This window comes from Streptomyces sp. NPDC000229, from assembly GCF_040300825.1.
Classification (GTDB): domain Bacteria; phylum Actinomycetota; class Actinomycetes; order Streptomycetales; family Streptomycetaceae; genus Streptomyces.
This window is the reverse complement of record NZ_JBEPEL010000001.1, coordinates 301,642-322,462: the sequence shown is the minus strand read 5'-3', so window position 1 is coordinate 322,462 and position 20,821 is coordinate 301,642. Positions and strand designations below refer to the sequence as shown.

At 70.3% G+C, this 20,821-nt stretch carries 21 protein-coding genes; 15 read left to right on the top strand and 6 right to left on the bottom strand.

Annotation, left to right across the window (positions count from 1 at the left end):
• The first annotated feature begins 339 nt into the window (after nt 1-339).
• Entirely contained in the window at nt 340-1,707 is a 1,368-nt protein-coding gene (locus tag ABT360_RS01455) for an FAD-binding oxidoreductase (RefSeq protein WP_351808924.1), read from the top strand.
• Between the two features lie 82 nt (nt 1,708-1,789).
• A complete protein-coding gene (locus ABT360_RS01450; protein ID WP_351808921.1) occupies nt 1,790-2,173 on the top strand; it encodes a VOC family protein in 384 nt (127 codons plus the stop codon).
• Nucleotides 2,174-2,187: 14 nt separating this feature from the next.
• Here ABT360_RS01450 and ABT360_RS01445 read toward each other — a convergent pair whose 3' ends face one another.
• Entirely contained in the window at nt 2,188-2,598 is a 411-nt protein-coding gene (locus tag ABT360_RS01445; protein ID WP_351808918.1) for an SsgA family sporulation/cell division regulator, read from the bottom strand.
• Between the two features lie 227 nt (nt 2,599-2,825).
• Between ABT360_RS01445 and ABT360_RS01440 the strand changes: the two genes are divergently transcribed.
• Both ABT360_RS01440 and ABT360_RS01435 read left to right on the top strand, forming a co-directional pair.
• Nucleotides 2,826-4,223 carry an RDD family protein gene (locus tag ABT360_RS01440; protein WP_351808915.1) on the top strand — a complete coding sequence of 466 codons (1,398 nt, stop codon included), beginning with the start codon at nt 2,826-2,828 and terminating at the stop codon, nt 4,221-4,223.
• A 62-nt stretch (nt 4,224-4,285) separates the two neighbouring features.
• Nucleotides 4,286-5,041, top strand: a complete 756-nt coding sequence (locus tag ABT360_RS01435) for an RDD family protein (RefSeq protein WP_351808912.1) — start codon at nt 4,286-4,288, stop codon at nt 5,039-5,041.
• Here ABT360_RS01435 and ABT360_RS01430 read toward each other — a convergent pair.
• A complete protein-coding gene (locus tag ABT360_RS01430; protein ID WP_351808910.1) occupies nt 5,027-5,272 on the bottom strand; it encodes a hypothetical protein in 246 nt (81 codons plus the stop codon). The two genes, ABT360_RS01435 and ABT360_RS01430, sit on opposite strands and share 15 nt — an antisense overlap.
• Before the next feature lie 219 nt (nt 5,273-5,491).
• Here ABT360_RS01430 and ABT360_RS01425 point away from each other — a divergent pair, with 219 nt between their 5' ends.
• The 3 genes from ABT360_RS01425 to ABT360_RS01415 all read left to right on the top strand — a co-directional run bounded on the left by ABT360_RS01425 (nt 5,492) and on the right by ABT360_RS01415 (nt 10,971).
• The gene (locus tag ABT360_RS01425; RefSeq protein ID WP_351808907.1) at nt 5,492-7,870 is read left to right on the top strand and encodes an immune inhibitor A domain-containing protein; all 2,379 of its coding nucleotides are present in this window, start codon (nt 5,492-5,494) and stop codon (nt 7,868-7,870) included.
• A 188-nt stretch (nt 7,871-8,058) separates the two neighbouring features.
• Nucleotides 8,059-10,515: an immune inhibitor A domain-containing protein gene (locus tag ABT360_RS01420; protein ID WP_351808906.1), complete on the top strand. Its 2,457-nt coding sequence runs from the start codon at nt 8,059-8,061 to the stop codon at nt 10,513-10,515.
• A gap of 123 nt (nt 10,516-10,638) precedes the next feature.
• Nucleotides 10,639-10,971, top strand: coding sequence for a hypothetical protein (locus ABT360_RS01415; RefSeq protein ID WP_351808903.1), 333 nt, complete (start codon nt 10,639-10,641; stop codon nt 10,969-10,971).
• 58 nt (nt 10,972-11,029) lie between these two features.
• Here the strand turns inward: ABT360_RS01415 and ABT360_RS01410 are convergent, their stop codons facing one another.
• Both ABT360_RS01410 and ABT360_RS01405 read right to left on the bottom strand, forming a co-directional pair.
• The gene (locus tag ABT360_RS01410) at nt 11,030-11,617 is read right to left on the bottom strand and encodes an isochorismatase family protein (protein ID WP_351808901.1); all 588 of its coding nucleotides are present in this window, start codon (nt 11,615-11,617) and stop codon (nt 11,030-11,032) included.
• Nucleotides 11,618-11,737: 120 nt separating this feature from the next.
• On the bottom strand, nt 11,738-13,066 hold the full coding sequence (locus tag ABT360_RS01405; protein ID WP_351808898.1) for a nicotinate phosphoribosyltransferase: 1,329 nt from the start codon (nt 13,064-13,066) through the stop codon (nt 11,738-11,740).
• 104 nt (nt 13,067-13,170) lie between these two features.
• On the opposite strand from ABT360_RS01405, the gene clpS reads away from it, so the two are divergent.
• The 7 genes from clpS (at nt 13,171) to ABT360_RS01370 (ending at nt 17,883) form a co-directional block, all read left to right on the top strand.
• On the top strand, nt 13,171-13,476 hold the full coding sequence (clpS, locus tag ABT360_RS01400) for an ATP-dependent Clp protease adapter ClpS (RefSeq protein WP_064072206.1): 306 nt from the start codon (nt 13,171-13,173) through the stop codon (nt 13,474-13,476).
• Nucleotides 13,476-14,051, top strand: a complete 576-nt coding sequence (locus tag ABT360_RS01395; protein WP_351808894.1) for a DUF2017 domain-containing protein — start codon at nt 13,476-13,478, stop codon at nt 14,049-14,051. The genes clpS and ABT360_RS01395 overlap by 1 nt, the downstream gene beginning before the upstream one ends.
• 313 nt (nt 14,052-14,364) lie before the next feature.
• Complete coding sequence (locus ABT360_RS01390) at nt 14,365-15,795, top strand: amino acid permease (RefSeq protein ID WP_351808891.1); 1,431 nt, start codon at nt 14,365-14,367, stop codon at nt 15,793-15,795.
• An 82-nt stretch (nt 15,796-15,877) separates the two neighbouring features.
• Nucleotides 15,878-16,300 (top strand): M67 family metallopeptidase, encoded by a 423-nt coding sequence (locus tag ABT360_RS01385; RefSeq protein ID WP_351808889.1) that lies wholly within the window; start codon nt 15,878-15,880, stop codon nt 16,298-16,300.
• 86 nt (nt 16,301-16,386) lie between these two features.
• Nucleotides 16,387-16,503 (top strand): putative leader peptide, encoded by a 117-nt coding sequence (locus ABT360_RS01380; RefSeq protein WP_023588470.1) that lies wholly within the window; start codon nt 16,387-16,389, stop codon nt 16,501-16,503.
• Nucleotides 16,504-16,654: 151 nt separating this feature from the next.
• A complete protein-coding gene (locus ABT360_RS01375) occupies nt 16,655-16,933 on the top strand; it encodes a MoaD family protein (RefSeq protein ID WP_351808886.1) in 279 nt (92 codons plus the stop codon).
• Nucleotides 16,933-17,883, top strand: a complete 951-nt coding sequence (locus ABT360_RS01370) for a PLP-dependent cysteine synthase family protein (RefSeq protein ID WP_351808883.1) — start codon at nt 16,933-16,935, stop codon at nt 17,881-17,883. Before ABT360_RS01375 ends, ABT360_RS01370 begins: the two co-directional genes overlap by 1 nt.
• 207 nt (nt 17,884-18,090) lie before the next feature.
• Here ABT360_RS01370 and ABT360_RS01365 read toward each other — a convergent pair whose 3' ends face one another.
• Complete coding sequence (locus ABT360_RS01365; protein ID WP_351808880.1) at nt 18,091-18,540, bottom strand: type II toxin-antitoxin system PemK/MazF family toxin; 450 nt, start codon at nt 18,538-18,540, stop codon at nt 18,091-18,093.
• Nucleotides 18,541-18,703: 163 nt separating this feature from the next.
• On the opposite strand from ABT360_RS01365, the gene ABT360_RS01360 reads away from it, so the two are divergent.
• Nucleotides 18,704-19,456, top strand: a complete 753-nt coding sequence (locus ABT360_RS01360; protein ID WP_351808878.1) for an MBL fold metallo-hydrolase — start codon at nt 18,704-18,706, stop codon at nt 19,454-19,456.
• Between the two features lie 51 nt (nt 19,457-19,507).
• On the opposite strand, the gene ABT360_RS01355 is transcribed toward ABT360_RS01360, so the two are convergent.
• Nucleotides 19,508-20,770: a PTS transporter subunit EIIC gene (locus tag ABT360_RS01355; protein ID WP_351808875.1), complete on the bottom strand. Its 1,263-nt coding sequence runs from the start codon at nt 20,768-20,770 to the stop codon at nt 19,508-19,510.
• Between the last annotated feature and the right edge of the window lie 51 nt (nt 20,771-20,821).

The window sequence follows — 20,821 nt, the reverse complement described above, 5'->3', positions numbered from 1 at the left end:
GCTCGGACTGGACATCGTGCGCCGGGTCGCCGAGTCGACCGGCGGGGACGTACGGATCGGGCACTCGGTCCTCGGCGGTACGGAGGTCCGGCCCGCGCGACGGCGCCGGGCGCGGGCGCCGGCGCACCGCCGCCCGTGAGGTTGCCGGGTACGAACAGGGCGGCCGCGCCGGCCAGCACCGCGCCCGCGCCCACACCCAGGACGATCTGTGGGACCCGTTCCGTCTTCATGCCGTCACTGTGCGACAAACGGTGCGTCAATACGACGAGCCACCCGGCGTACCCCGAGTCCGTCCCCCGACGGGTTCACACCGATGGCCCCGGATGCCAGGCTGGGATCATGGACGACCTGCTGACCCGTCTCCGGGCCGGCCTCCCCGCGGAGGCCCTGCTGACCGATCCGGACGTCACCACCTCCTACGCCCGGGACATGGCGAGCTTCTGCGACGCCGGATCGCCCGCCGTGGTCGTCCTGCCGAGCACCGTCGAGCAGGTCCAGCACATCATGCGCACGGCGACCGAGCTGCGCGTCCCGGTCGTCCCGCAGGGCGCCCGCACGGGCCTGTCGGGCGCGGCGAACGCGTCCGACGGCTGCATCGTGCTGTCCCTGACCAAGATGGACCGGATCCTGGAGATCAATCCGGTCGACCGGATCGCGGTCGTCGAGCCGGGGGTCGTCAACGCCGTCCTGTCCCGCGCGGTCGGCGAGCAGGGCCTGTACTACCCGCCGGACCCGTCCAGCTGGGAGATGTGCACCATCGGCGGCAACATCGGCACCGCGTCCGGCGGTCTGTGCTGCGTCAAGTACGGAGTGACGGCCGAGTACGTCCTCGGGCTCGACGTCGTCCTCGCCGACGGCCGCCTGCTGTCCACCGGCCGCCGCACCGCCAAGGGCGTCGCCGGGTACGACCTGACCCGGCTGTTCGTCGGCTCCGAGGGCACGCTCGGCGTCGTCGTACGGGCCGTCCTGGCATTGCGCCCGCAGCCGCCGCAACAGCTGGTGCTGGCGGCGGAGTTCCCGTCGGCGGCGGCCGCGTGCGACGCCGTGTGCGCGGTCATGGAGCGCGGCCACACGCCGTCCCTCCTGGAACTCATGGACCGTACGACCGTACGGGCGGTCAACCGGCTCGGCCGGATGGGTCTGCCCGAGTCCACCGAGGCCCTGCTGCTCGCCGCGTTCGACACTCCCGACCCCGCCGCCGACCTGGCCGTGGTCAGTGAGCTGTGCACGGCCGCCGGGGCCACGCAGGTCGTGCCGGCCGAGGACGCGGCCGAGTCGGAGATGCTGCTGAAGGCCCGCCGGATGTCGCTGACCGCCCTGGAGGCCGTCAAGTCCGCGACGATGATCGACGACGTGTGCGTACCGCGCTCGCGGCTCGCCGCGATGATCGACGGCACGGCCGCCATCGCGGCGAAGTACGACCTGACCATCGGTGTCTGCGCGCACGCGGGCGACGGCAACACCCACCCCGTCGTCTGCTTCGACCACACCGACCCCGACGAGTCGCGGCGCGCCCGTGAGTCGTTCGACGAGATCATGGCGCTCGGGCTGGAGCTCGGCGGCACCATCACGGGCGAACACGGCGTCGGTGTACTGAAGAAGGAATGGCTGGCCCGAGAACTGGGCCCGGTCGGCGTGGAGTTGCAGCGCGGCATCAAGCGGACCTTCGACCCGCTGGGCATCCTCAACCCGGGCAAGCTCTTCTGAGGCTTCCGTCCTAGGCCCCATGTCCGATGGTCCTTCGTCCGGCGCTCCGCATAGCGTGAAGGGACCGATGAAAGGAGGAGCCGTGTCCGCACGCCTTGACCACACCATCGTCCGCAGCCGCGACCGCTTCGCCGCCGCCCGTTTCCTCACGGAGCTGATCGACGCGCCCGAGCCGAAGCCCTTCGGCCCGTTCGCGAGCGTGCCGCTGGAAGGCGGCGTCACCCTCGACTACCTCGACGACGACGCGCCCCGGATCGTCCCGCAGCACCTCGCCTTCCTCGTCTCGGAGGACGAGTTCGACGAGATCTTCGGCCGGATCCAGGAGCGCGAACTGCCGTACTGGGCCGATCCGCACCACCAGGAGCCGCAGCGGATCAACCACCACTACGGTGGCCGCGGCGTGTACATCGACGACCCCGACGGCCACTCGATCGAATTCATCACGCACACGTACGTGACCGACTGACGCGGTCCGCACGGTCACGCGAGCAGCTCGGCCAGCCCGTCGTCCAGGCCGAGCTGCTGCGACTCCGAGCCGGGCGGCACCACGCGCAGCGCCCGCTCCAGCCACGCGGACACCTGCGCGGCGGGGACCTCCAGCAGCGCCTCGCCGTCGGGCGAGGACAGCGCCATCAGCACGACGGGCTTCCCGTCGAGCGTGGTGGGCCAGATCCGCACGTCGCCGTGGCCGCACGGCCGGAAGACGCCCTCGATCAGCAGCTCGCGGGCGAAGGTCCAGTGCACCGGGTGGTCGGAGCCGACGTGGAAGGTGATGTGCACGGCGTAGGGGTCGTCCGTGCGGTAGATCAGCCGGGCGGGGACGGGGACGCTGCGCTCGGGCGACAGCACCAGGGCGAGCTCCAGTTCGCGTTCGACGACGGTGTGCTGCATGGGACGGTTCCCTTCTCTCCGGTACGGGCCCTTCAGCGGGCCGTACGGATGAGAGGCGCTTTCCCGGCCGTCATTACGCGGCTTTCGAAGACGGGTTTCTCTTACTTTCCGTAACACAGGTGTGACCGGTTCGTGGTCGTTGTGGACGGACCGGTCCGGGGGTGCTCGCGGGTCTGGTAGATGTGGTGCCTTGAATTGAGGCCTCGAGGAGATACGGGACCACGGTGATGAGCGCCCCAACCCCGGCAACCGGCGACGGCAGCCCCACGCCTGGCTACTACCCCGATCCGTCCATCCCGGGATATATCCGGTTCTGGAACGGTGCCGCCTGGGTGCCGGGTACCAGCCGCCCCGCGCCCAAGGACGGTGAGGTGACGCCGCCGGCCCCGGCCGCGTCGGCCCCCGCCCCGGCGCCGACGCCTTCGGTGGAGGAGACCGGGCCGGTCTTCTTCGACGAGGAGGAGGCGACCGCCGAGAGCCGGCCGGAACCGGAGCCCGCATCCGTGTGGCAGGCGGACGCCTCGCGCCAGGCCGGCTTCGGCGGCGACCGCGACCGCCGGATCTCCTGGGGAGCCGAGGCCGGTCAGGACCCGCGGCGCCCGGCCACCGCCGCCCCCGACCCGACGGGCGGCGCGCTGCCCGGCGTACGGAACGTGGAGCCGGCGAAGGCAGCCGCCCCGGAGGGCACGGTCACCATCCGTGCGGTCAAGCCGCAGTCGCAGCAGCCGGAGCAAGCGCAGCAGCCGCGGCCCGAGCAGCCCGCCGACGGCACGATGACCATCCGCGCCCTGAACCCGGACGCCCCGCGCACCCCCCAGGTCCCGGCCCAGCCGCAGCAGTCCCAGCCGGCCGCCCCGGCAGCCGCCCCGCAGCCGCTGCCCGCGACCGCCGCGGCCACCCCGGCGCCCGCTGCCGCCGCGGCTCCGGCAACCGCCCCCGCGCCCCCCGCTCCCACGCCCGTCACCCACGGCCCCGGCGGCGGCTCCGCGTCCTGGGCCCAGCAGGTGCACCAGCTGGCCCGGCCCGCCCAGCCGGAGGCCCACGCCCCGGCCCGTCCGCAGGACCCGTCCCAGCAGCCCGTCCTGCCGTGGAAGCCCCCGGTCAACGACCCGTTCCTGGCGGCCGCCCAGGCCCAGGCCGCCGCCCGCCCGGCCGGTCTCGGCAAACGGCTGGTGGCCCGGCTGATCGACACCCTGGTCCTCGGGGCGGCCGTCGCCGCCGTCGCCGTACCGTTCGTCTCCAAGGCGCTCGACCACATCGACGGCAAGATCCAGCAGGCCAAGCAGTCCGGTGAGACGGTCACGGTCTGGCTCCTGGACGGCACCACCTCGACGTACTTCGGTATCGCGCTCGCCGCCCTGCTGGTGCTGGGCGTGCTGTACGAGGCGCTGCCGACCGCCAAGTGGGGCCGGACGCTCGGCAAGAAGCTGATGGGCCTGGAGGTGCGGGACATCGAGTCCCATGAACCCCCGCCGTTCGGCGCGGCGCTGCGCCGCTGGCTGGTCTACGGGGTGCTGGGCATCCTGGTGATCGGCGTCGTCAACGTCCTGTGGGCCCTGGTCGACCGCCCGTGGCGCCAGTGCTGGCACGACAAGGCCGCCCACACCTTCGTGGCCGGGACGTAGGGGGTAGCCCGAACGGCCGGTGATCGTTTGCGGGGGCTCGCCGGCCGGGATGCACTGCCCCCATGAGCAACGAACCGCCGACGCCCGGTCAGCAGCCTCCCGAGGACGACCCGTTCCGCAAGAAGCCGCAGGACGAGGGCTCCCAGCCACCCCCCGCGCCGCCGCCTCCCCCGTCGGGCGGCGGCCCGTACGGGGGACAGGGACCGTACGGCGGCGGCGGACCGTACGAGGGCGGCCCCGGCGGACCGTACGGCGGCGGCCCCGGCGGACCGTACGGCGGCGGCCCCGGGGGCCCCTACGGCGGTGGGCCCTACGGCTACGGCGGTGCCGATCCGCTGGCGGGGATGCCGCCGCTCGCCGACTCGGGCAAGCGCGTCCTGGCCCGGCTCATCGACTGGGTCATCATCGTCGTGCCGCTGGCCCTCATCGGTATTCCGTTCGACATCTACACCAGGGTGTCCGACGACTCCGACCTGTCGGAGGTGTGGCAGAACACCAACGACGGCGGGCAGTGGGTCTTCCAGCTCATCGCGATCGTGGCGTACATCGCCTACGACACCCTCATGACGACGAAGAGGAACGGGCAGACGATCGGCAAGCGGCTGATGGGCATGCGGGTCGCGATGCTCAACGACGGCAGCGTGCCGAACACGAACGCCGCGCTCACCCGGGCCGTCGTGCTCTGGCTGCCCCAGCTGGTGTGCTGCCCATGTCTGTGGCCGTTGCTGCTGCTGATCCTCATCCTGGTCGACAAGCCGTACAAGCAGGGCCTGCACGACAAGGCGGCCAAGACCGTCGTCGTGTCAACGACGCAGTGAGTGCTCCCTGCGCTCCGCCGGGACGGCCGGGCGCGCGTCCTGGTACGCCGCACGGCGTGCGGCCGGCACCGGCAGGGTCGTCGCGACCAGCAGGCCGAGCGCGAGGGCGGCGACCCCGATCAGCGCGACACCCAGTCCGGTGGTGGTGCGGGACAGCAGCAGCATGGCAACGGTCGCGAAGACGACGGTGGCCGAACCGTAGGCGAGCTGTGCGGCGGTCGGACGCGGCATGGCGGGTTCCGTCCTCGAAGCTGGAGCACCGGATGGGGATCACGAAACTCGGTCGCACTGACTTTTGACTCTACGACGGTGGATGCCCGAGAGGAACCGGTAGTAAGCGTGACCTAACCCACGGTACCGGTGCATGGGGGGCGCACAGCATCACGGCCTATGCCATATGGCCTGAAGTCGGCGCCCGTTGACGCGATCCGCAGGGGAGGACCGTTTCACGTGACGTACATCAGAGGCGTGTTGAGCGCCGTCGCCGTCCTGGCCGTCCTGGTGGGGACGACAGCCGTCACTCCCGCCACCACCGCCCCCGTCCACGACGACGCCGCGCACGGCACGGCCGAGGGGAAGCACGACGGGCACGTCATCGACGGGCCCTTCAGCGCCCGGCAGCGGCAGCAGCGCCAGGTGGCGCTGGAGCAGCTGCTGAGCGGGCGGGCGAAGGTGGAGCGGCGCGGCGGCTCCAAGGTGGTGAAGCTGGGGGACCGCAAGTACGTCGAGCTGGGCCGGGAGCGGACGGACAAGATCTTCACGACCCTGGTCGAGTTCGGGGACGAGGTCGACGACACCACGATGTACGACCCGGACGGGCCGGGCGGCCCGAAGCCGTCCGTCGTCAAGTACGGCGGTACGCCGGGCCCGCTGCACAACCGGATCCCGGAGCCGGACCGTACGAAGGACAACTCCACCGACTGGCGCGCGGACTACGACCGTGAGCACTACCGGCGGCTGTACTTCGGCGAGGGCGACGGGGTGGAGTCGCTGAAGACGTACTACGAGAAGACCTCTTCCGGCCGGTACTCGGTGGAGGGGGAGGTCTCGGACTGGGTGAAGGTCGACTCCAACGAGGCGCGGTACGGCTCGAACTACTGCGGCGGCAACAACTGCCCCAACGTGGAGGACCTGGTCTCCGACGGGGTGGCCGCCTGGGTCGCCGACCAGAAGGCCCGGGGCCTGACGGACGCGCAGCTCAGGGCGCAGGTGGCCCGGTTCGACGAGTGGGACCGTACGGACCACGACGGCGACGGCGACTTCGAGGAGCCCGACGGCTACATCGACCACTTCCAGATCGTGCACGCGGGGGAGGACGGCTCGGCGGGTGGCGGTGCGCAGGGGCCCGACGCGCTGTGGGCGCACCGCGGGTACGCGTACAGCAGGGACGACGGCGACACCGGTCCCGCGGGGTTCAGGGCGGGGGGCGTGGCCATCGGCGACACCGGTGTCTGGGTGGGCGACTACACGATGCAGCCGGAGAACGGCGGGCTGGGCGTCTTCGCCCACGAGTACGCCCACGATCTGGGCCTGCCGGACCTGTACGACACCAACAACGTGGCGGGGGTGGAGAACTCGGTCGGTTTCTGGTCGCTGATGTCGTCGGGTTCGTGGCTCGGCACCGGCAAGGAGGCGATCGGTGACCTGCCGGGGGACATGACGGCCTGGGACAAGCTCCAGCTGGGCTGGCTCAATTACGAGCGGGCCGAGGCGGCGACCGCGTCGACGCACAGGCTGGGCGTCTCCGCGTACAACACCGATCTGCCGCAGGCGCTGGTCGTCGAGTTGCCGGAGAAGACGGTGACCACCCCGGTGGTGAAGCCGGCCGGTGGGGCGGGGCAGTGGTGGAGCGACCACGGCGACGGTCTGTCGCACACACTGGCCAGGACGGTCGACCTGACCGGCCGGTCCTCCGCGTCGCTGCGGCTCGACGGCTGGTGGGACGTCGAGAAGGACTACGACTACCTGTACACGCAGGTCTCCACGGACGGCGGGGAGAGCTGGAAGGCGGTCGACGGCACGGCCGACGGTGAGGCGATCACCCGGGACGGCGGCGACAAGCCGGCCCTGACGGGCGTCTCGGAGACGTACCGGAAGCTGGTCTACCCGCTGGACGCGTACGCCGGGAAGCGGATCGTCATCCGCTTCCGCTACAAGACGGACGGCGGTGTGTCCGGCAAGGGGTTCGCGGCGGACAACATCACCGTGCGGGCCGACGGCGTCACGCTGTTCACGGACGACGCCGAGGGGGACGGCGGCGGGTGGACGGCGCGTGGGTTCGCGCGCGTGGGGGAGTCGGTCACCGGCGACTATCCGCAGTACTACCTCGCGGAGAACCGGCAGTACGTGTCGTACGACAGGACGCTGGAGACCGGCCCGTACCACTTCGGCTTCCCCAAGCCCCGGGACAGCTGGGTCGAGCACTACGCCTACCGGCCGGGCGTGATGATCTGGCAGTGGGACACCTCGCAGCGCGACAACAACGTCACCGACCATCCGGGGGAGGGGCTGCTGCTGCCGGTGGACGCCCACCCGGCGCCGATGACCTGGGCGGACGGCACACTGATGTCGAACAAGATCACCCCGTACGACGCGGCGTTCAGCCGCTCTCCGACGCCCGGCTTCACCCTGCACAAGCGGGGTGTCTCCCACTACATCAAGCCACATGCGGGCAATCCGGTCTTCGATGACCACAAGGGTGTGTACTGGTACGCCGCCCACCAGTTCGGCGGTGTGCGGACCACGGACACCAACACCCGGATCACCGTGGCCGGTCAGCCGCCCGACGGCTCGTCGGTCACCGTGGAAGTGGGCCCTTCGGTCGGGTGACCAGGCCGCTTCCCTTGTTCGCAATGCGGATCGGTCTGTTCACATAGAGCACTTGGCCTGTCCAAGTCAAGATCTGTCTTTTCGCGTCATTCTCCGGTCGAATGTCGTCACTTGTGGCGCGACACCGCACGCGGATAACACATCGACCCCCCATCCGCGGTTCGCGGGCGCGGGGAGGACAAGATCAAGTGACCAGCAGACGACGGGCTTTCAGAGCCTCCGCGGTGATCGTGGCGCTGGCCGCCACCGCCGCGACGGCCTCGGCCTTCACGACGGCCCAGGCCGACAACCGCCCCACCAACGGCATCGAGCGCCATGATCCGGCGCCCGGCGCACACGACGCGGGGCACGGGGCCCCCGGGCACGACCACGCCGCCAAGGTCGACCACGACCTCGACGGCCCCTTCAGCAAGCAGCAGGCTCAAGCGCGCGAGGCGGCGCTGGAGCAGGTGCTGGCCGGCGACCTCAAGGTGGAGCGCAGGGGTGCCTCCAAGGTCGTCAGGCTCGACGACAAGAAGTACGTCGAGCTCGGCCGCGAGAAGACCGACAAGATCTTCACGATCCTGGTCGAGTTCGGCGACAAGGTCGACAACACCACGCTGATCGACCGCGCGGACGACGGCGACGACCACACGCTCAAGCCGAAGTTCGGCGGCACGCCCGGTCCGCTGCACAACCAGATAGCCGAGCCGGACCGTACGAAGGACAATTCGACGGCCTGGCAGAAGGACTACAACCAGCAGCACTTCCAGGACCTGTACTTCGGCACCGGCAAGGACAAGAAGACCGGTCAGCAGAAGCAGTCCCTGAAGACCTACTACGAGAAGACCTCCTCCGGCCGCTACTCGGTCGACGGCGCGGTCTCCGACTGGGTCAAGGTCGAGTACAACGAGGCCCGCTACGGCTCGAACTACTGCGGCAGCAGCAACTGCTCCAACGTGTGGGACGCCGTCCGCGACGGTGTGACCGCGTGGACCGCCCAGCAGAAGGCGGCGGGCAAGACCGACGCCGAGATCAAGGCGCAGCTGGCCCAGTACGACCAGTGGGACCGCTACGACTTCGACGCCGACGGCAACTTCAACGAGGCCGACGGCTACATCGACCACTTCCAGATCGTCCACGCCGGCGAGGACGAGTCCGCGGGCGGCGGCGCCCAGGGCGGCGACGCGCTGTGGGCCCACCGCTGGTACGCGTACGGCACCGACGCCGGCAAGACCGGTCCGGCGCAGAACAAGGCCGGCGGTACCCAGATCGGCGACACCGGCATCTGGGTCGGCGACTACACGATGCAGCCGGAGAACGGCGGCCTCGGTGTCTTCGCCCACGAGTACGGCCACGACCTGGGCCTGCCGGACCTGTACGACACCTCCGGCAAGGCGGGCGCCGAGAACTCGACCGGCTTCTGGTCCCTGATGTCGTCCGGCTCCTGGCTCGGCACCGGCAAGAACGAGATCGGCGACCTGCCCGGCGACATGACCGCCTGGGACAAGCTCCAGCTCGGCTGGCTCAACTACGAGAAGGCCAAGGCGGCCACGGAGTCCAAGCACACGCTGGGCGTCGCGGAGTACAACACCAAGAACCCGCAGGCGCTGGTCGTCGAGCTGCCGAAGAAGAAGGTCACCACCCCTGTCGTGAAGCCCGCCGAGGGCTCCAAGCAGTGGTGGAGCGACATGGGCGACGACCTCAAGAACACCCTCACCCGCTCCGTCGACCTCACCGGCAAGACCAAGGCCGAGCTGACGCTCGACGGCTGGTGGGACATCGAGCAGGACTACGACTACCTCTACACCGAGGTGTCGACGGACGGCGGCAAGAGCTGGACGGCCCTGGCCGGCACCGCGAACGGCAAGGCCATCCCGGCCGACGCCAGCGGCGCCCCCTCGCTGACCGGTGTCTCCGGCGCCTGGCAGAAGCTGGCCTTCCCGCTCGATGCGTACGCGGGCAAGAAGTTCGACCTCCGCTTCCGCTACCAGACCGACGGCGGCGCGGGCGGCAAGGGCTTCACGGCCGACGCCATCACGCTCACGGCCGACGGCGCGGCGGTCCTGTCGGACAACGCCGAGGGTGACGACAACGGCTGGACGGCGAAGGGCTTCTCCCGGATCGGTGAGTCCTTCACCAACGAGTACGACCAGTACTACATCGCCGAGAACCGCCAGTACGTCTCGTACGACAAGACCCTGAAGGTCGGCCCGTACAACTTCGGCTTCGCGGCGCCGATGGACAGCTGGGTGGAGCACTACCCGTACCAGACCGGCCTGCTGGTCTGGCAGTGGGACACCTCCCAGAAGGACAACAACACCGCCGTCCACCCGGGCCAGGGTCTGATCCTGCCGATCGACGCGCACGCCACGCCCACGAAGTGGGCCGACGGCACGCTGATGCGCAACCGCATCCAGGCCTACGACTCGCCGTTCAGCCTCTACCGGACGAACGGCCTGACGCTGCACAAGGCGGGTGTCGAGGCCAAGGTCGCGTCGCAGCGGGGCGTCCCGGTGTTCGACGACCGCAAGGGCGTCTACTGGCACGAGTCGAACCCGCGCGCGGGCGTCAAGGTAACTGACACCAACACCAAGATCGCGATCGTCAAGCAGCCGAAGAACGGCCGGACGATCACGGTCCAGGTCGGCCCGTCGACGAAGTAATCTGCATCGTCGCAGGTCAAAGCATGATCGGCCGTCGCCCTCTAGCGGGCGGCGGCCGATTCTGTTTAGGTGCGTGGTGACCCATTCTTATTGACACACCATCTCACGGGGGAGTGGTCCAGCATGCCCGGTGGAGGTTTCACCAAGTTGCCCGGCGGCAAGGTCGTGGTCGCGCTCAGCCTGCCCAACCCGGTCGGCGACGGCTCCACGGTCCGCGTCCTCGTCCACGCCGCCAACCGCGCCCGCGCCCTGACCCGGCTGCGGAATCTTGGCCTCCGGGCGGTCTACCTGCGCGGCAACACCCACCCGCCCACCCCGGACGAGGTCACCGCGGTGCTCCACCACCCCGACGGCCTGCTCTGGCGCACGGTCCCGGAGGCCCACACCGAGCTCTGGCACCCGATCCGCGCGCTGCTGCCCCAGTCCCGCGCCTGGGGCGCCCCGAGGGCCTCCTAGCCGGCCGTGGGGGCTCCTGGCCGGTCCCGGGGGCGGGAGCTTCAGCCGGCCGGGGGCTTCAGACGACCGGCTTGCCGGTCAGCTCGACGCCCGCGGCGCGGAGCTCCTCCAGGGCCCGCTCGGTGGTCTCCTCCGCGACGCCGGCCGTCAGGTCCAGCAGCACCTGGGTGCGGAACCCCTCCCGGGCCGCGTCCAGGGCCGTGGCGCGCACGCAGTGGTCGGTGGCGATGCCCACCACGTCCACCTCCGTGACGTCGCGCTCCCGCAGCCAGTCGGCCAGCCGGACGTCGTTCTCGTCGGTCCCCTCGAAGCCGCTGTACGCCGCCGCGTACGCACCCTTGTCGAACACCGTGTCGATCGCACCCGACGCGACCGCCGGCGCGAAGTTCGGGTGGAAGCCCACCCCCTCCGTACCGGCCACACAGTGCCTCGGCCAGGAGTTCACATAGTCCGGCCGGTCGGAGAAGTGGTCGCCCGGGTCGACGTGGTGGTCACGGGTGGCCACCACATGCTGGTAGACGGCACCGGCCGCCTCACCGACCAGGTCCGTGATGGCGGCGGCGACGTCCGCGCCGCCCGCCACCGCGAGGCTGCCGCCCTCGCAGAAATCGTTCTGTACGTCGACGACGATCAGTGCGCGGTGCATGGCGGTTCCTTCGTGGGGGAGCGGTCGGTCGGATGTTCGGGCGTGCTTCCGGGGATGGGTTCGAGCCTAGAGACTTCCCCGGCCCGGCGGGAGGGGGCGTCTCCCCCGCCGGGTCCCGTCTCAGGCGTACTCCGTGGGGATGACGGCCTCGCCCCGCGACAGCTGGATCGCCGACATCGGCAGCCCCGCCAGCGCCGCCCTGTGCCGCTCACGCGCCGCGTCCAGCGGCTCACGCGCCACGACGTCGCCGCCCTTGACCAGCTCCACCAGCAGCTGCCGGTCCGCGAGCTCCACCGGAACCGGACCGGTGCCGACGACCTCCGCCTCGGCCACCCCGTCCGCGTCGACCCGCCGGGCCGCCCACTTGCGGCCGCCGACGGACATCTTGCCGCCCAGCGACTTCTTGGCCACCGACCGCAACGGCGCCTGTGGGTCGGCGGACTCGGCACGCGCGACGAGCTTGTAGACCATCGAGCAGGTCGGGTGGCCGCTGCCGGTCACCAGCTGCGTGCCGACGCCGTACGCGTCGACCGGCGCCGCCGCGAGCGACGCGATCGCGTACTCGTCCAGGTCCGACGTGACGACGATCCTGGTGTCGCGCGCCCCCAGCTCGTCCAGTTGCTGGCGCACCCGGTGCGCGACCAGGAGCAGGTCGCCGGAGTCGATGCGGACCGCGCCCAGCTCCGTACCGGCGACCTCCACGGCCGTGCGCACCGCCTCGGCCACGTCGTAGGTGTCGACGAGCAGCGTCGTACCGCGGCCCAGCGACTCCACCTGCGCGCGGAAGGCGTCCCTCTCGGTGTCGTGGAGCAGCGTGAAGGCGTGCGCGGACGTGCCGACCGTCGGGATGCCGTAGCGGAAGCCCGCGGCCAGGTCGGAGGTGGAGGAGAAGCCGCCCACGTACGCGGCCCGGGCGGCGGCGACCGCGGACAGCTCGTGGGTGCGCCGGGCACCCATCTCGATCAGGCGCCGGTCACCGGCCGCGGCGGACATCCGGGAGGCCGCGGCGGCGATCGCCGAGTCGTGGTTGAGGATCGACAGGATCACGGTCTCCAGCAGGACGCACTCGGCGAAGGAGCCCTCGACCCGGAGGATCGGCGAGCCGGGGAAGTACACCTCGCCCTCGGGATAGCCCCAGATGTCGCCGCTGAAGCGGTAGTCCGCGAGCCAGGCGAGCGTCGGCTCGTCCACGATGCCGCGCTCGCGCAGGAAGCCGAGGACGCCCGCGTCGAAGCGGAAGTTCTCCACGGCGTCCAGCACGCGGCCGGTGCCCGCCACGACGCCGTAGCGCCGCCCCTCGGGCAGCCGCCGGGTGAACACCTCGAAGACCGACCGCCGGTCGGCCGTTCCGCCCCGCAGGGCCGCCTGGAGCATGGTCAGCTCGTACTGGTCGGTGAAGAGTGCGGTAGACGGCACGTCCACCGGCAGCCCAAGATCCGCAGCATTCATAGGACGATGCTACCCCGAATACTCGTCAGAGTGACGATTTCTCGGCCGGTATCGCACGAGCCCCGTTTGTGCGACCCCCCACCCCCAGTGGCAGCATGGGCTAGGTGAGTGTTGCTCCCGCAGAGATCGAACGCACCGAAGCGGCCGAAGAGGGTTTCGCCGTCACCGAACCCGACGTGCCCTGGGTGACGATCGTCCACAACGATCCGGTCAACCTCATGAGCTACGTCACCTACGTCTTCCAGGCGTACTTCGGCTATTCCAAGGACAAGGCGCACAAGCTGATGCTGGACGTGCACCACAAGGGCCGGGCCGTCGTCTCCAGCGGCACCCGCGAGGAGATGGAACGGGACGTGCAGGCGATGCACGGCTACGGGCTGTGGGCGACCCTCTCCCAGGACCGCGGCTGATGAGCGGGCACTTCGAGGCGCTGCCGGGCGGCGGCGCGGCCGTCCCGCTCGACGAGGTCGAGATCTCCATCCTCCGTTCCCTGGCCGTCCAGCTCCTGGAGCTGATCGGGCCCGGTGAGGTGCCGCCCAAGGGCGAGGACCCGTTGGCCGAGCTGTTCCGCGAGGGGCCCAGCGAGCCGCCGGCCGACCCGGCGCTGGCCCGCCTCTTCCCCAACGCGTACGAGGACGGCGACGAGGAGCTGCGGGCCGCGTCCGCCGAGTTCCGCCGCTACACCGAGAACGACCTGCGCGCCCGCAAGCGCGACGACGCCCTCACCGTCGTACGGAGCCTGGACACCCTCGACATGGCGGGTGGGGGCGGTGCGGTCCTGAAGCTGACGGCCGACGAGGCCCGCCACTGGCTCGGCGCGCTCAACGATCTGCGCCTGACCATCGGCACCCGGCTGGAGGTCAGGGACGACGACGAGAACGAGGCGCTGTACCGGCTCCCGGACTCCGACCCGCGCAAGCCGATGGTGATGGCGTACCTCTGGCTGGGCGCCCTCCAGGAGACGCTCGTCGAGACCCTCATGTGACCTTCGTTCGCTCAGCGGACGCTCAAATACGGATAACGATCGGATTACCGGCGCGCCTTCCTTGCGGCCGTAGGTGACTTTTGTCCGCTTTTTGCTGTGGCGTGCGCCACTTTCGCTCGTGTCGATCACTGTTCCGATCGTGATAAACCTTCTCGAATCGCCCGGGGAACGCCACCCCTGTGCCCGGGTGCGCTTCGGCCGGCCGACCGCCGGCGGCACTCCATCCATATCCGGGGGGATCAGGACCTGATCCGCAGTCGCGCGCCGTCTTGCGCGAGTGGCGCGGATCGGCGTGGAGAAAGGCGCAGCAACCATGACCTCAGTGCAGGTCGACAAGCAGCACGACGGCAGTGGGGCCGCGGGGGCCGCATCCGGCGAGGGTGAGGGCTACCAGCGGGGCCTCGGGGCCCGTCAGATCCAGATGATCGCGATCGGCGGCGCCATCGGCACCGGGCTGTTCCTCGGCGCGGGCAAGGCCATCTCCAAGGCCGGACCGAGCCTCATCCTGGCGTACGCCATCGCCGGCCTCGTCATCTTCTTCATCATGCGGGCGCTGGGCGAGCTGCTCATGTACCGCCCCGTCTCGGGCTCCTTCGCGGAGTACGCCCGGGAGTTCGTCGGCCCCTTCGCCGGCTTCGTCACCGGCTGGACGTACTGGCTCTTCTGGGTCGTCACCGGCATCACCGAGGTCACCGCGGCCGCCACCTACATGACGTACTGGTGGGACATCCCGCAGTGGGTCTCCGCCCTCATCTTCACGGTCATCCTGTACGGCGCGAACCTCATCTCCGTGAAGCTCTTCGGTGAGCTGGAGTTCTGGTTCTCCATGATCAAGGTCACCGCCATCATCGGCATGATCCTGATCTGCGCCGGCATCCTCACCATCGGCTTCTCCGACGCCGGCGACACCGCGTCCATGACCATGCTCTGGTCCGAGGGCGGCTTCTTCCCCAAGGGCATCGGCGGCACGCTGATGACCCTCCAGATCGTGATGTTCGCCTTCCTCGCGGTCGAGCTGGTCGGCGTCACCGCCGGTGAGTCGAAGGACCCGAAGGTCACCCTGCCGAAGGCCATCAACACCGTCCCGTGGCGCATCGCCGTCTTCTACGTCGGCGCGCTGATCATGATCCTGTCGGTCGTGCCGTGGACGCATTTCAAGCCGGGCATCTCGCCGTTCGTCGCCGCCTTCGAGCAGATGGGCCTCGGCGTCGGCGCCGCGATCGTGAACTTCGTGGTGCTGACCGCCGCCCTGTCCTCCTGCAACTCGGGCATGTACTCCACCGGCCGCATGCTGCGCGACCTCGCGCTCAACGGCCAGGGCCCGAAGGTCTTCACCAAGCTGACCAGGTCCGGCACCCCGCTGATCGGCCTCACCTTCTCGGCGGCGCTGATGCTCGTGGGCGTGTGGATCAACTACGTCGCCCCCGGCAAGGCCTTCGAATACGTCGTCTCCTTCGCCACCATCTCCGGCATGTGGGCCTGGATCATGATCCTGGTCTCGCAGATCCGCTACCGGGCCGCCGTCAAGCGCGGTGAGGCCCCGGAGTCGGAGTTCAAGGCCCCCGGCGCGCCGTTCACCAGCTGGTTCGCCCTGCTGTTCATCGGCATGGTCATCGTGATGATGGGCATCGACGAGGGCGCGCGGGTCTCCCTGTACTGCGCCCCGCTGTGGGCCCTGCTGCTCGGCGTCTCCTACCTGGTCCTGAAGTCCCGGAACCCGGAGAGCGCCTCCTTCAAGCGGTAGCCTCCCGGTGGCTTGTCCACCATGTGGGCCCGCCCGTACCAACACTCGGTACGGGCGGGCCCATCTGCTTATCCTGATGCCCATGCTGACCATCACACGGGCTCTGTACGACCAGATCGTCGCGCACGCGCGCGAGGACCACCCGGACGAGGCCTGCGGCGTGGTCGCGGGACCGGCCGGCTCCGGGCGCCCCGAGCGCTTCATCCCGATGCTCAACGCCGCCCGCTCGCCCACGTTCTACGAGTTCGACTCGGGCGACCTGCTGAAGCTGTACCGCGAGATGGACGACCGCGACGAGGAACCGGTCGTCATCTACCACTCGCACACCGCGACGGAGGCGTACCCGTCCCGCACGGACGTCTCGTACGCCAATGAGCCCGGCGCGCACTACGTGCTGGTCTCGACGGCGGACACCGACGGCGCCGGGCCGTTCCAGTTCCGGTCCTACCGGATCGTGGAGGGCGAGATCACGGAGGAAGAGGTCCAGGTCGTCGAGGCGTACTGAGTGGCCATCTCGTGTCGTGGACGGAAATCGTCCACCATGCGAGATCACACTCCGAATGCCGGACCGGGAATCGATACGATGACCGCATGGTTTCCATCGACGTGAGCGAACAGACGCCGGGCACCGTGCTGCTCGTGGCGCGGCTGCACGTCGACCTGTGCCGCCTCGCCAGCGCGATGTGTCCGCGCGGCGCCGCCGCTTGAGCGGCCCGGCCGCGCACCACCCCGCTCCACCTGCGCACCTGTGCGCGCAGCCGTCCGTGCGCGCACGCAGCACGTCCTGCCTTCCCTGTGACCTGCTTTCTCTGTGACCCTGCCTTCTCTGTGACTCACCCTTCCGACAGGAGCCCACGCCATGGCCATCGAGGTCCGCATCCCGACCATCCTCCGCACCCACACCGGCGGCGCCAAGGCCGTCGAGGGCAGCGGGGACACCCTCGCCGACCTCTTCGCCGACCTCGAGACCCGGTACGCCGGCATCCAGGAACGCATCGTCGAGGGTGGTGAACTGCGCCGCTTCGTGAACGTCTACCTGAACGACGAGGACGTCCGCTTCCTCGAGGGCATCAACACCAAGCTGTCGGACGGCGACAACGTCACGATCCTCCCGGCCGTGGCCGGCGGAATGCGCTGATGCGCTACGACTCGCCCCTCGCCGCCGTCGGCAACACCCCGCTGGTCCGCCTGCCGCGCCTGTCCCCCTCGGAGGACGTGCGCATCTGGGCCAAGCTGGAGGACCGCAACCCCACCGGCTCGATCAAGGACCGCCCGGCCCTGCACATGATCGAGCAGGCCGAGAAGGACGGCCGGCTCACGCCCGGCTGCACCATCCTCGAACCCACCAGTGGCAACACGGGCATCTCGCTCGCGATGGCGGCCAAGCTCAAGGGCTACCGCATCGTGTGCGTGATGCCCGAGAACACCTCCCAGGAGCGACGCGACCTGCTCACCATGTGGGGCGCCGAGATCATCCCGTCCCCGGCGGCAGGCGGCTCCAACACGGCCGTACGGGTCGCCAAGGAGCTGGCGGCGGAGCACCCGGACTGGGTGATGCTCTACCAGTACGGCAACCCCGGCAACGCGGGCGCGCACTACGCCACGACGGGGCCGGAGATCCTGGCCGACCTTCCGTCCATCACCCACTTCGTGGCGGGGCTCGGGACGACGGGGACGCTGATGGGCGTCGGCCGCTTCCTGCGCGAGCACAAGCCGGACGTGAAGATCGTCGCCGCCGAACCGCGCTACGACGACCTCGTGTACGGGCTGCGGAACCTCGACGAGGGGTTCGTCCCCGAGCTGTACGACGCGTCCGTCCTCACCACCCGCTTCTCGGTCGGCTCGGCCGACGCGGTGACCCGCACGAGGGAGCTGCTCCAGCAGGAGGGCATCTTCGCGGGCGTCTCGACGGGCGCGGCCCTGCACGCGGCGATCGGGGTCGGGAAGAAGGCGGTCAAGGCGGGCGAGAGGGCGGACATCGTGTTCGTCGTCGCCGACGGTGGCTGGAAGTACCTGTCGACGGGCGTCTACACGGCGCCGACGACCGAAGCGGCCATCGAAACGCTCCAGGGCCAGCTCTGGGCGTAAGGCCTGCCCTTCCTCCGTTGTGGGCAGTCGTTCCGCTGGGGCGGAACGGGTGGGCACAACGGACCGGGGCGGTGCCTTGTCCCGGTGATCCGTGGGGCGACCCTGCACGGCCCCGCCCGGGCCGTCCGCCGGGTCGGTGCACGGCTCAGGGGCGGCGCCGAGGCCGTCGCGGCAACCCCACCCGGGGGGCGGGGGCGGAACCCCCGGTTACGCGGCGAGGTGGCGGACCCGGTCCCAGACCAGGGGGTCCACCTGGCTCGCGCGGCGGCGGAAGTGCCACAGCGGGACGTCCCGGAGCTCGTCCGTCTCCAGGAAGCTCGGGCGGCCCCGCGTATCGCCCACCGCGCCGGGGCGCAGGGCGATCACGCCCGGCCGTTCGTCCCGGTACCGGCTGGTGATCTTCGCGACGAGCGCCGTGTCGCCGCGTACCGCCAGGACCAGGCACGGGCGGTCCTTGGAGCCGGGTCCGTCCTCGTAGGGGACGTCCGCCCACCAGATCTCACCCGGCCGGGGCCGGGCCCTGGGCACCCGGCCGGGACGGGCCGGCGGACGCGTACGGCCCCCCGGACGACGGCCGCGGCCCGTCGCGTCGGACACCGCCGCGACCAGCGCGATCACCACGACGGCGCCGAGCGCCAGCCACCAGGACGTGTCCATGGACCGGACGCTACCCGCCCGAACCGGTGACAGCGCGGGTGAGTTCGACCACAAGGGGCCACTGCGAAGGAGCGACCCGGGGCGCCGCGCCTTACGCTCGGTAAACCGCACGACCTCCCCTGTCAGCGCCTGCCCGGCTCCCGTCCTCGGAGGTTCACGCTCCATGAAGCTCACCGTCGTCGGCTGCTCGGGGTCGTTCCCGTCCGCGGAATCGGCCTGTTCGAGCTACCTCGTAGAGGCCGACGGCTTCCGGCTGCTCCTCGACATGGGCAACGGCGCCCTGGGCGAGCTGCAGCGCCACATCGGTCTGTACGACCTGGACGCGATCTTCCTCAGCCACCTGCACGCCGATCACTGCATCGACATGTGCGGGTACTTCGTCGCGCGCTACTACCGCCACGAGGGCGGCCGCTGCCCCGCCATCCCCGTGTACGCGCCGGACGGCGCCGAGCAGCGGCTGACGACGGCGTACGCGGACACGCCGTCCGACAAGTCGATGAGCGAGGTGTTCGACTTCCACACGCTCAAGTCCGGCTCGTTCGACATCGGCCCGTTCCGGGTGCGCACGGAGAAGGTCTGCCACCCCGTCGAGGCCTACGGGATCCGGGTGGAGCACGGGGGGAAGTCCCTCGTGTACTCGGGTGACACGGGTGTCTGCGACCAGCTGGACACGCTGGCCGCGGGGGCGGACCTGTTCCTGTGCGAGGCGTCGTTCACGTACGGCAAGGAGGACATCCCCGGGCTGCACCTGAACGGCCGGGAGGCCGGCGCACACGCCGCCCGGGCGGGTGCGGGGCGGCTGGTCCTCACGCACATCCCGCCGTGGACGGACGCCGAGCGGAACCTGGCGGATGCGCGGGCGGTGTACGACGGGCCGTCGGAGCTGGCGTACGCGGGCGCCGTGTACGAGGTCTGACGACACGCGAAGGCCCCCGGAACCATCGGTTCCGGGGGCCTTCGGCGTTCTTTACTTGGCTTCGGCCTTCTGGAGCTCGGCCAGTTCCTCGTCGGACTCGCGGCCCGGCGTCGGGAGGTTGAACTTGGTGATCGCGAAGCGGAACACCGCGTAGTAGACCGCCGCGAAGCAGAGGCCGACCAGGGCCAGGCCCCACGGGTTGGACGCGATGCCCAGGTTGAGCAGGAAGTCGATGGCACCGGCCGAGAAGCCGAAGCCGTCCTTCATGCCGAGCGCCCAGGTCAGCGCCATGGAGACACCGGTCAGCACCGCGTGGACGGCGTACAGCACCGGCGCGATGAACATGAACGTGAACTCGATCGGCTCGGTGACACCGGTGACGAAGGAGGTCAGTGCGAGGGAGAACATCATGCCCCCGACGACCTTGCGGCGCTCCGGGCGGGCACAGTGGACGATCGCGAGGCACGCGGCCGGGAGGGCGAACATCATGATCGGGAAGAAGCCGGTCATGAACTGCCCGGCGGTCGGGTCACCGGCCAGGAAGCGGGCGATGTCGCCGCTCTTGCCCTCGTACTCGCCGGCCTGGAGCCACGGGAAGGAGTTCAGCAGGTGGTGCATGCCGACCGGGATCAGCGCGCGGTTGGCGACACCGAAGATGCCCGCGCCGACGGCGCCGGAGCCCACCAGCCACTCGCCGAAGTTGTGCAGGCCCGTGCCGAGGACCGGCCAGATGTAGCCGAAGACGATGCCGATGACCAGACCCGCGAAGGCGGACAGGATCGGAACGAGACGGCGGCCGCCGAAGAAGCCCGCCCAGTCGGGCAGCTTGGTGCGGTAGAAGCGCTGGTAGAGCAGCGCGACCACGATGCCCATGACCACGCCGCCGAGGACCTTGGCGTCGACCGGGGCTTCCATCATGACGACCTTGCCGTCGACGACCTTGCCGACCTTGGGCAGGTTCGGGTCGGTGAAGGTGGCCAGGACGTTCTTGAAGACCAGGTAGCCGGCGACGGCGGCGAGGGCGGTGGAGCCGTCCGACTTCTTCGCGAAGCCGATGGCGATGCCGACGGCGAACAGCAGCGCCATGTTGTCCAGGATGGCGTTGCCGCCCGCGGCCATGAAGCCCGCGATCTTGGTGATGAAGGCCGGGAAGGACTCGCGGCCGAGCATGTCGTCGTTACCGAGCCGGACCAGGAGCGCCGCGGCCGGCAGCACGGCGACCGGCAGCATGAGGCTGCGGCCGATGCGCTGCAGGACGGCCATCACGCCGGCGCCCTTCTTCTTCTCCGCCGCGGGGGCGGTGGCGGTGGACATCACGTTCCTCCAGGTGGGCAAGGCGCCGCCCGGGGACATGATCAAATGGGG